Source organism: Acinetobacter sp. MYb191, from assembly GCF_037572605.1.
In the GTDB taxonomy this organism is placed as follows: domain Bacteria; phylum Pseudomonadota; class Gammaproteobacteria; order Pseudomonadales; family Moraxellaceae; genus Acinetobacter; species Acinetobacter johnsonii.
The window spans coordinates 541,086-553,207 of record NZ_JBBGZP010000021.1 but is presented as its reverse complement, the minus strand read 5'-3'; the positions used below and the strand labels follow the sequence as shown (position 1 = coordinate 553,207).

At 41.4% G+C, this 12,122-nt stretch carries 9 protein-coding genes; 4 read left to right on the top strand and 5 right to left on the bottom strand.

Translation table 11 applies throughout. The features are described 5' to 3' along the window. Nucleotides 1-301: 301 nt before the first annotated feature. Together gloB and ahpC are read right to left on the bottom strand one after the other, a co-directional pair. Complete coding sequence (gene gloB / locus WH214_RS16325; protein WP_339422478.1) at nucleotides 302-1,033, bottom strand: hydroxyacylglutathione hydrolase; 732 nt, start codon at nucleotides 1,031-1,033, stop codon at nucleotides 302-304. A gap of 204 nt (nucleotides 1,034-1,237) precedes the next feature. Continuing rightward, nucleotides 1,238-1,801: an alkyl hydroperoxide reductase subunit C gene (ahpC, locus tag WH214_RS16320; protein WP_004982189.1), complete on the bottom strand. Its 564-nt coding sequence runs from the start codon at nucleotides 1,799-1,801 to the stop codon at nucleotides 1,238-1,240. A gap of 344 nt (nucleotides 1,802-2,145) precedes the next feature. Here ahpC and hrpA point away from each other — a divergent pair, with 344 nt between their 5' ends. Genes hrpA through WH214_RS16305 form a run of 3 tightly spaced genes read left to right on the top strand, consistent with a single transcriptional unit; the run spans nucleotide 2,146 to nucleotide 7,986 of the window. After that, a complete protein-coding gene (gene hrpA, locus WH214_RS16315) occupies nucleotides 2,146-6,063 on the top strand; it encodes an ATP-dependent RNA helicase HrpA (protein ID WP_339422479.1) in 3,918 nt (1,305 codons plus the stop codon). Between the two features lie 30 nt (nucleotides 6,064-6,093). After that, entirely contained in the window at nucleotides 6,094-7,206 is a 1,113-nt protein-coding gene (locus tag WH214_RS16310) for a beta-ketoacyl-ACP synthase III (RefSeq protein ID WP_339422480.1), read from the top strand. Between the two features lie 6 nt (nucleotides 7,207-7,212). Continuing rightward, the gene (locus tag WH214_RS16305; RefSeq protein ID WP_339422481.1) at nucleotides 7,213-7,986 is read left to right on the top strand and encodes a 1-acyl-sn-glycerol-3-phosphate acyltransferase; all 774 of its coding nucleotides are present in this window, start codon (nucleotides 7,213-7,215) and stop codon (nucleotides 7,984-7,986) included. A 23-nt stretch (nucleotides 7,987-8,009) separates the two neighbouring features. Here the strand turns inward: WH214_RS16305 and WH214_RS16300 are convergent, their stop codons facing one another. The 3 genes from WH214_RS16300 to WH214_RS16290 form a co-directional block, all read right to left on the bottom strand. Beyond that, the gene (locus WH214_RS16300) at nucleotides 8,010-8,288 is read right to left on the bottom strand and encodes a hypothetical protein (protein ID WP_004696307.1); all 279 of its coding nucleotides are present in this window, start codon (nucleotides 8,286-8,288) and stop codon (nucleotides 8,010-8,012) included. 282 nt (nucleotides 8,289-8,570) lie between these two features. After that, nucleotides 8,571-9,554, bottom strand: coding sequence for an ABC transporter substrate-binding protein (locus WH214_RS16295; RefSeq protein ID WP_339422482.1), 984 nt, complete (start codon nucleotides 9,552-9,554; stop codon nucleotides 8,571-8,573). A 3-nt stretch (nucleotides 9,555-9,557) separates the two neighbouring features. Next, a complete protein-coding gene (locus tag WH214_RS16290; RefSeq protein ID WP_339422483.1) occupies nucleotides 9,558-10,145 on the bottom strand; it encodes an ANTAR domain-containing response regulator in 588 nt (195 codons plus the stop codon). 612 nt (nucleotides 10,146-10,757) lie between these two features. On the opposite strand from WH214_RS16290, the gene WH214_RS16285 reads away from it, so the two are divergent. After that, entirely contained in the window at nucleotides 10,758-12,107 is a 1,350-nt protein-coding gene (locus tag WH214_RS16285; RefSeq protein WP_339993769.1) for an MFS transporter, read from the top strand. Nucleotides 12,108-12,122 lie beyond the last annotated feature (15 nt).

The window sequence follows — 12,122 nt, the reverse complement described above, 5'->3', positions numbered from 1 at the left end:
ATATTTTGAGATGAGTCTCAATACTTTAGAATTATGTGCGTTCGTGGTAGAGAAATATTTTGTAGTAAATAGAAATGTAATGATTTTTTTCAAAGTCTGGGTGTTTTGAGACAGAATTATCACCCAGTCTGGTCGTGATCATTCGATTCTGGCATCGTGTGGCTTGAAACTGTATTGGTTGAAATTTTGAGAGCTCAAAGGTTAAGGGTAGAAGCCCCAACTGATCGTTTTAACTCAATAGAAGCATACATACATAATAGGAGACTGCGTTAGTCAGCAGTCTCTAGAAGGGGGAGACCAATTAAAATTGATCCTTCAGATCACGCAGTCGTTTAAACTCTTGAACATTTTCTGTACGTAAAAAAGGATTGGTTTCAAGTTCAATCTCAATACTGCTAGGAAGGGTACATTGGCCCAAATAGCGCATGGTTTCCACGCGGTCTAGGCGTTCTTGAATGGCGATATTGTCTGGTTCGATATGGATGGCAAACTTCGCGTTAGAGAGCGTGTATTCGTGCGTACAATAGACTTTGGTTTCGGCAGGTAAAGCTGCTAAACGATTGAGCGAATGGTACATCTGCTCATGTGTACCTTCGAACACTCGCCCACAGCCCATAGCAAACAGAGTGTCACCGCAAAATAGAGTCTGGATAGATTCAATAAAGTACACAATATGGCCCAGTGTGTGGCCAGGAACTGCTAAAACGTCGACATGTAAATCATGAAACGAGAAATAGTCATCATCCATCAATGCATGGGTGATGAATGGAATTTTAGATAATTCCTCACGTGGCCCATACACAGGAATATTCCGACTCGCAATCAGGTCAGAGACACCGCCAATATGGTCTTTATGCCAATGAGTCAGCCAAATTTGAGCAATGCTTAAGCCATGTTCAGTGCAATAGTCTTCAACTAATCCAGCCTCAGTTGGATCAACCACCACGACTTGCTTTGATGAGGTGTGTTCCAGTAGCCAAATATAGTTTTGGAGTTGGTTTTTCACATCAATCATATGAACTTGATAAGTCATTTTTCTTCTTCAAAGAGCTGCATGTATTCATTCTACTGTAGCGGGTACACGCACTGAATTCCAGTCATGAATTATGTGTAGTGCATAAAGGAGAGTTCTTTATTGTTCTGTATTTTTCTCTTTCTTGTCATATTGTGCTGTTATCTTGGCCATAAAAAACCACGCTAAAAAGCGTGGTTTTTTATGTGTTCAATCTAATTTAGATTAGATTTTACCTACTAGGTCGATTGAAGGAGCAAGAGTTGCTTCGCCTTCTTTCCATTTAGCTGGGCAAACTTCACCTGGGTGAGCGTGAACGTATTGAGCTGCTTTAACTTTACGAAGTAATTCTTGAGCATCACGACCAATACCACCAGCGTTAATTTCAACGATTTGGATTTTACCTTCTGGATCGATTACGAAAGTACCACGGTCAGCAAGACCAGCAGCTTCGATTAGAACGTCGAAGTTTTTAGAAAGAGTCCAAGTTGGGTCGCCGATTAATGGGTATTGGATTTTACCAATAACTTCAGAAGTGTCGTGCCAAGCTTTGTGAGTGAAGTGAGTGTCAGTAGAAACACCGTAGATTTCCACGCCTAATTTTTGGAATTCAGCGTAGTTGTCAGCAAGGTCACCAAGTTCAGTTGGGCAAACGAAAGTGAAGTCAGCTGGGTAGAAGAATACTACAGACCATTTGCCTTTAAGATCTGCTTCAGTTACGTCAACAAATTGACCGTTGTGATATGCAGTAGCTGCAAATGGTTTTACTTCAGTATTAATCAAGCTCATCATTGTCTCCATGATTGGGGTTTGTATTTAATGTTGAATAGGGTATCGAAATTTTTGTTATTGCTGAAACAGTATTTTTACATTACAAGAATCGGAAAAACCGAATCTTACTCCAGACTATTTCAGCGAATGTGATCATTCTGTTCATTTAGCATGATAAATATGATGACCAAATGACAAAATCATCTATTCCGCAACTCGTTTACAGACATGATGTCCCTAGGCTTAAAATTCAAGGGGATATTTGAAAAAAATTTAAAATTAAAAAATTATGCTGTACTTTCGCTTCGCTGTATTACCACGTAAACTAAGCGATTGATGTTTTTGATGTAGGTATTTTTTCTGTGCAGCGTCCTTTAAATATAGAGCAATTGGTGATGGTCAAAGACCGTCATCGTTTAAACAGACTCAAAAAAGGAAAAGATGCCAACGAAAAGCAATATCAAGCATTATTTGAACAGTCGCATTTAAAAGTTCTAGAGCGTATTGAACGCATTCCAAATATTAAACTTAACCAAGACCTGCCTGTTACGCAGTATGCAGATAAGTTAATTGATGCCATTCAAGAGCATCAAGTGATTATCGTTGCAGGGGAGACGGGTTCGGGTAAAACCACACAGCTACCGCAAATTGCAATGTTGGCAGGTCGTGGTTTAACTGGTCTGATTGGTCATACACAGCCACGTCGTTTGGCTGCGCGTAGTGTGTCTCAGCGTATTGCGGAAGAAGTTGGTGAGAAACTTGGCGAGTCAATTTCTTTTAAAGTTCGTTTTAATGAGCAAGGTTCGCAGGACTCTATCGTCCGTTTAATGACGGATGGTATTTTGCTGGCAGAACTGACCAATGACCGTTATCTCAATAAATATGACACCATTATTATTGATGAAGCGCATGAGCGTTCGCTTAATATCGACTTTATCATGGGTTATCTCAAACAGCTTTTACCCCGCCGTAAAGACTTAAAAGTCATCATTACTTCGGCAACTTTAGACGTAAATCGTTTTAGTCAGTACTTTAACAATGCGCCTATTTTTGAAGTAGAAGGTCGTAGCTTTCCAGTCGAACTACGTTATCGTCCTGTATCTGAAATGAGCATCGGCGGTAGTGATGATGATGAGTTTGATGACTTTGAAGAAAATCTACCTCGTGCTGTCGTACAAGCTGTGGAGGAATGTTTTCGTGATGCACAAGAAAAAGGCCATCCTGAACATGCAGATACTCTTATTTTTGCCAGCACTGAACAAGAGATTCGAGAGTTACAAGAAACTTTGCAAAAGCATGGGCCTCGACATACCGAAGTTCTGACTTTATACGCACGTTTGGCTTTGGCTGAACAACAAAAAATCTTTAATCCATCGGGTGGTGAGCGACGTATTATTATCGCCACCAACGTTGCAGAAACAGCGCTGACTGTACCCAATATTCGTTATGTGATTGACAGTGGTTTTGCGCGTATCTCTCGCTATAACTATCGTTCACGTGTACAGCGTTTACCGATTGAAGCAGTTTCGCAAGCAGCGGCAAATCAGCGTAAAGGCCGTTGTGGTCGTATTGCCCCAGGTGTATGTATTCGTTTGTATTCTGAGGAAGACTTTCAAAGTCGCCCTGAGTTTACCGAACCCGAAATTAAGCGAACGAACTTAGCTTCAGTGATTTTACAGATGCAAAGTTTAGGGCTGGGTGCTTTAGAAGATTTTGATTTTATTGAGCCGCCAGATCATCGTTTAGTCAACGATGGTCGTAAGTTGTTGGTTGAACTTGGGGCAATGTCTGATAAGAATCCGCCAAAAGTTACAGATGAAAAGCAGTCCGTAACATCTTCTTCTGTAGGTAAAGGAGGCATACAAGGTGGATTAACCAAAATCGGTCAACAAATGGCCAAAATGCCAATTGATCCACGTTTGGCCCGTATGATTTTGGGTGGGGCACATTTTGGAGTGTTGAATGAAGTCTTGGTGATTGTTGCCGCTTTGGCAGTACAAGACCCACGTGAACGCCCTGCAGATAAACAAATGCAGGCGGATCAGAAACATGCGTTGTTCCGTGAAGCCGACTCTGACTTTTTATTTTATATCAAACTTTGGGAAGCACTGGTTGCCAACCGAGACATGAGTGAAAACAAACGCCGTACTTTTGCGCGTAATCACTTTTTAAGCTGGTTGCGTTTACGTGAGTGGAAGAAAACTCATGAGCAATTGGTCGATTTGGCAAAAGGCTTAAAGCTTTCTTTTAATGAGAAAAAAGCCAGTTATGAAAATTTACACCGTGCACTTTTAACAGGTTTGTTGTCTTTTATTGCCAATAAAACCGATGAACGCAATGTGTTTATGGCGGTGCGTCAGCAAAAGGCCCGCATTTTTCCAGCATCTACTTTACATAAGACCAATACGCCTTGGGTCATGGCTTTTGAGATGGTAGAAACTTCACAGGTCTACATTCGTACACTGGCAAAAATTGAACCTGAGTGGATTTTGCTTGCAGCAGGTGATTTGCTGAAGCACCACTATTTTGAGCCGCACTGGTCGAAAAAAGCAGGTGTGGTCAATGCCTATGACCAAATTTCATTGTTTGGCTTAATTATTGAGCCGAAACGTCAAATCAACTATGAAAAAGTCGACCATGTTGCAGCACATGAAATTTTCCTTCGAGATGCACTGACGACAGGGCATTTGGGCATTACGCCACCATTTTTAAAACACAACCTGCTTAAACTTGAAGAAGTAGAGCGGGTCGAGGATAAGCTACGCCGCCGTGATTTGGTGGTGGATGAAGAGACTATTTACCAGTTTTATGCGGCTAAAGTTCCTGAAGAGGTGGCAAGCCGTCGTAGTTTTGAAGACTGGCGCGCAACGGTTGAACCGCAAAACCCACGTTATTTATTTATCGATGATGATGCGCTTTGGATGAACGACCGCCCAACCACGCAGCAGTTTCCCGATTTTTTACGCAATGGCGAACTGCGCCTTGCGGCCAGTTACCGTTTTGATCCAAGCCATGATGAAGATGGTGCAACAGTAAAAATTCCGTTGCAAGCCTTGCCTCAGGTGGATGAAAACTTATGGTCGTGGGGCATTCCCGGCTGGCGTCAGGATTTAATGGAAGCTTTACTCAAAGCACTGCCTAAAGATAAACGTCGTCACTTGGTACCAATTCCTGATACGGCTGCAAAGCTAATGGCGAAAGTAGATGCGATGCATTTGCAACAGCATATTTTTAGTTTTTTAGCTTTCCAGTTACGTGGCGAACAAATCACTGAAAAAGACTTTAGCTTTGAGCGGGTTGAACAATATTTGTTGCCGCTGATTAAAGTGATAGATGACAAAGGCCGTGTAATTGAACAAGGTCGTGATTTGTCTGAGTTAAAAGCGCGTTGTCGAACAGAAACTCATAGTCCAGTCAAACAGCTTAAAGGTGAGTTCCAAATTTTCCCTGAAAATTTTGTGTTTGAAGCATCACAAAAAGTGACGGGTGTGGTGGTGAAGCAGTATCAAGCTTTGGTGCCAACCAAGACATTTGCAGCATTGGAACAAAAGGATGAGTCTGGTGTCGTGATTCAGACCTTTAATGATCAAGCTGAGGCGATTAAACAGCACCGTGAGGGTGTACTTCGTTTGGTGCATGTACAACTGGGGGATTTGGTCCGTCAGTTGAAAAAGCAAATTTCCAAACCTTTGGCATTGGCGTATTCACCTTTGGGTGATAAGGCGCAGCTAGAGCAAATGTTAGTTTATGCCACACTGCAAATGTCGATCAATGAACTGCCTGTTAATGCACAAGAGTTTGAAAACTTGGTTGCAAATGTCAAAAAAACTTTTCTGACCCATGGGCAAAAAGCACTGGCAGATGTGACAGAGATCTATATTCAATGGCAGGATATACGTCGAAAACTGTTGGTCTTAGATGATGCTGTGTTTGGGAAAAATATTGATGATGTTGAAGATCAGCTAGATTTGATGTGCTTATCAAACTTTGTCTATGTAAAATCTTCCGACATTTGGCTTGAATTTCCTCGATATTTGAAAGCATTGGTCTTGCGTTTGGAGCGCCTGCCCAATAACCTACAGAGGGATAATTCTGCCATTGATCAAGTTGACCCGTGGATGGAAAAATTATTTAAGTTTAAAAATGACACTCGCCTTAAAGAATTGTATTTCATGGTTGAGGAGTTTCGGATTTCTTTATTCTCTCAACCGATGAAAACAAAGATGCCCATTTCTCCGACTCGCTTGCAAAAAGTATGGGAAAAACTTGGAATCAGTTAAGATATAGGTAATTTAAAGAAGGAGTTTTACATGGGCATCCGCATTACAGGTACGGGTCTTTATCATCCTGAAGACATCATTACCAATGAAGAGTTAGTTGAAAGTTTAAATGCTTATGTGGAACAGTATAACCTAGACAATGCTGACAAAATTGCTTCGGGCGAGTTGGAAGCCCGTCGTGGGTCAAGCGCAGAGTTTATTGAAAAAGCATCTGGTGTAAAGCGTCGTTATGTGGTTGAGAAAACAGGGATCTTAGATCCGAAGCGTTTACGTCCATTGTTACATGAGCGTTCAAATGATGAATTCTCGATTCAAGCCGAATGGGGCGTGATCGCTGCAAAACAAGCGATGGAAAATGCAGGCGTGACTGCAGAAGATATCGATGTCGTAATTTTATCGTGCTCTAATTTACAGCGTGCTTATCCTGCTGTTGCAATTGAAATCCAAACAGCATTGGGTATTCAAGGCTATGCCTACGACATGAACGTGGCATGTTCGGCCGCAACCTTTGGCATTAAACAAGCCTATGATGCGATCAAAGCGGGCGGACGCCGTGTATTATTGGTGAATGTAGAAATCACCTCTGGTCATACCGACTACCGTTCACGTGATTGTCACTTTATCTTTGGTGATGTTGCAACGGCTTCAATCATTGAAGAAACCGACAGCAAAACTGGTTTTGAAATAGAAGACATTAACTTATTCACACAGTTCTCAAACAACATTCGCAATAACTTTGGTTTCCTAAACTTAAGTGAAGTCGATGCAGACATTGAAAATAATCGTTTCGCTCAAGACGGTCGTAAAGTGTTCAAAGAAGTTTGTCCACTGGTTGCCAAAATGATTACAGCGCAACTTGAGAAAAACAACATTGCACCGACTGATGTGAAGCGTTTTTGGTTACACCAAGCCAATGCCAGCATGAATGAGTTGATTCTGAAACTGGTCGTAGGCAAAGAAAATGCTCAGCCTGATTTAGTGCCAATCATTTTAGATGAATTTGCAAATACCTCTTCAGCAGGTGTCATTATTGCGTTGCACCGCACAGCAGACCAAGTCAATGATGGTGAATACGGTGTCTTGTGTTCATTCGGCGCAGGTTACTCTGTTGGTGCTGTGCTTGTGAAAAAACACGTCGCATAAGCCCGTATGTTGCAGGTTGAACATGATGCAAAATGGATTAAACGCCTGAGTGCTTTATCCAAAGTTTATTTCACACCGACATTTATCGGTGCCGAACGGTTAGATGCATCACAACCTGCAATGTATGTAGGAAATCATTCCTTATATGGTGTACTCGATTCACCTCTGTTGATTGATTATCTCTACAATGAACATCAAGTGGCTGTGGTCAGTATTGCTGATCATAGCCATTTTTATTTGCCACTGTGGCGCAGTGTGGTGAAAAAATTTGGTGCGGTCGATGGCGTTCCAGCCTATGTACGTGAAGCTATGCAACAAGGCTATTCCATTTTGGTTTTTCCTGGTGGCGGACGCGAAGTTCTAAAACGTGAGGGCGAACAGTACCAACTGATTTGGAAACAGCGCTACGGCTTTTTAAAACTCGCTCAAGAATTTGGCTATGACATTGTACCCTTTGCCGCTTTGGGTGGAGATGAAGTCTTTGATATTGGGTTTGATGCAAATAAAGTGGTTCAGCACCAATATTTTCAAAAGTTGCTACAAGTGCCGCAGTTAAATCGCTTATTGCGTAAAGGGGAGGTGATTCCATCTTTGCCGAAACATTTGATTCCGAAACGCTTGCCTTTTTATTTCAAGTTTATGCCTAAACAAAGTTTGATGCATATTGAAAACCTAGAACAACTACAGCAGTTCCGAGACCTGATTGCAGCAGAAATTTATACCGGGCTTGCAGACTTAAGAGTATTGCGTCAACAGCAACATGGTGACCGATTTGATTGAGCATTTATAGGCGTAAAATCAGCTTAGTCTTCCTGTAGATCTTTCAACAAATGTGCAATTTTTAAAGTATGGGTCTTATTCCCTTTGACTTCCATAACCTTATTTTCCACCCACCATAAATATTCAAAAATTTCAGTTTCACTGGCTTGTTCACAAATGAACCGAAATAAACTGGGTAAGTATTCCTCATATTCATCTTGTAGTGCAGGATTACGATAGATCCGCAGTGGATCCCAGTCTTTAATCAGTATTTTGTTAATCGCATGTAATAAAGAAACATGTCGATTTTCCTCGGTAAACATAATACACCCCGCTGTCCTTGGGTTAGTTTGACGTTTAAAAAAGAAGTTGTGATGAATATTATTTATCTATTGTTTTCATGTTTTAAAAGATATTAGCGTGCTTTTCGCATGAGTAAATAGCACGCTCAGATAAATGGAAGCTAAAGAAAAATGCCCAATAAAGTGGCAGTAAAGTTAGATCATAGATTTACTTCAAAATATTTTTCAGAATAAATGTTTTAAAATGGTGCGTAATTACGTATCAAGTAACATATAGTAATAATTTAAAAATCAAGTATTTGTTTAAAGGACGCAATTTTCACTAATGCTGTGAATTTCATCACTATCTAAATTTATATTATCCCATTTTTGCATTTGCTGTGTGAGCCAAACAAAATCCGAAACTTGAGGCTGGGCTTGTTCTGGAATAAAACCACGAATGATGTTCTGAATCAGATGATATTTTTCGACGTGAACACTTGCTGAACACGCAAAGCGAATGATGTTGTAATCGACCAAGACTTGCCAAACCGGTTCAAGATCCTGCATCTGTTTAAGTTCAACTTGTGCTTTTTGGATGGCTTGGACGAGGGCTGCAAGTGTATTGGGATTGGAGATAGCCCATTCTTGAGTCACAGCCAGTACTTTGTCTGCGACGCGAGGAATAATTTCTGAGCCAGTCGCAATGATTTGGCTATAGCCTTGAATTTCCGCTTGCGTGTTCCAAGGTTCCCCAACACAAAAACCATCGATCAATTGATTTGAAATGGCTTCCACCATATAGGGCGGCGGTAAAGTGCGGAGATGTACGCGTTTGGCAAATTCAGTATTGGCCAACGCCAACCACTCACGTAAACAATAATGATGAATAGACTGCTTAAACACATGGGCAATCGGAAGATACTGTTCATGCTGCATGGCGCTAAAAAATTTCAGTGCAGTGGTGGCTGCTTCGTCAGTTTTTTTGATATCGAGCGCATAGCATAGTTTTTGGCTTAAGCTGATAAAAGCACTGTTATAACTTAATACGAGAGGGGTTTGTAGCGGAATACCGAGTTGATCTTGAGCGAGTGCAGCAGCAGGCAACATGGCAGACAAACAATGTGCGGCGTCTAGGAAACCAAAAGCCAAACGATCTCTTAAGCTTGCCCAAGACGCTTCTTTCACTAAGCTTACGTCTAAGCCTATTTCCTCAAAAAAACCGCGTTGTTTAGCCCACAGTAAAGGAACACAGTCTAAAAGTGGAATATAGCCCAGATGAAGTTGTGACTTTTCGAGTTGAGCCATGACTTAGTCCTTGAGTTGAGATTGTAAAAGCTGTTGAGCATCCAACAGACGTCTTGCCATTTCACCGATGGTCATCCGGTGGCTCATGGCATTTTTACGCAGCAATTGAAAAGCATCATCTTCAGATAGTCCATGTAATTGCATCAGCAAGACTTTTGCACGCTCCACATCTTTACGGTCAGCCAGTTTATTTTTAGTGTCTTGTAAGTCTGTGAGCAACTTTTTGTGTTTACGAAACTGCTCGATCGAGATTTCTAAAATATTTTCTAACTTTGAAGGATCGATCCCGTCCACTATATAAGCCGTCACTCCAGCATCTATGGCACTTTTAATGGTGTCTTTATGGCTATTTTTTGTAAATAAAACAGTGGGTAGGTTAAATTGACTTACACAGCTTTCAATAATGTCACGTTGCGGATGGTCCATATCTAACAAAATGACGTCAGCACTTAATTGTTTAAGACGGCTAATATTGATGTGATCGATAATCAGGCAGGCAACAACATCAAAATCATGTTCGATGAGGGAACTTCGAATATATTGTGCGCGTTCTTGATTGTCATCAATCAATGCAATTTTCAGTTTAGGCATACTGTACAGTGCTCAGGAAAACCTGAAAATGAGATCTAAAAGTGTACAAGCAATTTAAATGCCAAACTTAAAAAATGCCAGCTTTATCTCGAATCAGGCAGTCAATCTTTATGGTCGCGATTACAGACAAAGTATGCATGTTGCATATGTTGTGATCGGAGTTTTAATGAAAGAGTTTACGGATATGGATTCAGTAAATTGAAGTGTTGATGTTCTCAGTCGATTTGTACATCTAAGGGCGAATTTCTAGATGTCGTGCTTAGAACAAAGCAATGTCGTTTATTTGAGAAAACAGATGCTCATCGATAATGCAAAATGCACCAAGAGGTAGCAGGGTTTTAAAAAGTCGGAAAAATTAGCTGTTGTGCTTTAAAAATAAAAAGAGCTGCTTATATCGTAATATAGAATTGTATTTTAAATAAAATATTAAAATACAACAGGTTAAGATTTAATTGCAAGTGTTGGCACACTCGTTGCATTATCCCGGATGAGTCAAAGACGACTCTAAATCAAATTTGTAAGACGGCCAACGACGTCCGTTCTGATCGCTTCTACATCCCAAGTGTTTGTGCTGTAGAAAAACTATACGCTCAGTTCAGTCTGGAGAAGGTTATGTCTTCAAATTTACATGCTAAAAAAGCAACAAAAATAAGTCTTTTCAGTTTTAACAGCGCAGCAATGAGAGCCTTCCACATGAGTTGGCTCGCCTTTTTTGTCTGCTTCTTTGCTTGGTTCGCTTGTGCTCCGCTGATGCCAGTGATTGCGGGTGAATTTCATTTAACCAAAGATCAAATTGCCAATATTAATATTGCTGCTGTAGCCATCACCATTTTAGTTCGTCTTATTGTGGGGCCATTGTGTGATAAATACGGCCCGCGTAAAACCTATACCGCACTTCTTGTACTCGGCAGCATTCCAGTCTTTGGAGTCGCGTGTGCAAATAGCTATGAATCCTTCTTGTTGTTGCGTCTATTGATTGGTGCGATTGGGGCAAGCTTTGTCATCACTCAGTATCACACCAGCATTATGTTTGCACCAAACGTAGTCGGGACTGCAAACGCAGCGACAGCAGGCTGGGGTAATGCAGGCGGTGGCGCAACACAAGTGCTTATGCCATTGATGCTCGGTGCCTTGGTGATGTTTGGTGTAGAGCAAGCAATGGGCTGGAGAATTGCACTGATCGTTCCGGGTGTCTTGATGCTGATCGTGGGTTTGATGTATTGGAAATTTACCCAAGACTGCCCACAAGGCAACTTCAAAGAACTTCGTGCAGAGGGTGTAAGTGTTGGTTCAGATAAAAAAGGTGGTGTAGCAATTCTGATGCATGCTGCGAAAAACTACCGTGTTTGGATTCTATTTGGTGCCTATGCCGCGTGTTTCGGGATTGAAATTTTTATTCATAACATTGTCGCGATGTACTACGTTGACCACTTTAGCTTTGGTTTAAAAGAAGCAGGGATGGCGGCAGGTATTTTCGGTTTACTGGCATTGTTCGCTCGTGCTCTGGGCGGCATTGTGTCAGACAAAGTTGCAACCAAAAAAGGGCTTGATGGTCGTACCAAAGTGTTGTTCGGCATGATTTTGCTGGAAGGTCTCTTCCTCGTCCTATTTTCTCAAATGAATACCCCTATCTTTGCGATTCTCGCAATGACAGTCTTTGCATTGTTCACGCACATGGCATGTGGTGCAACTTACGCTTTGGTGCCTTTCATTGATCGTGATGCCTTGGGTGGTGTGGCAGGCATTATTGGCGCAGGGGGTAATGTGGGTGCAGTGGCAGCAGGTTTCCTACTCAAAGGTATGTTGGATATTCAAACCACACTGATGATTTTAGGTGGCTTGGTGGTCATCGCTGCAAGTTTTGTTCTCATGATTCGTTTCTCTGTTGAGCATAAAGAAAAGGAACAGCGCTTATTCGAACAAGCGGTACATGATCGTAGCATTGCTGAAGCGCAAAACTAAATATAGAGATTAAAC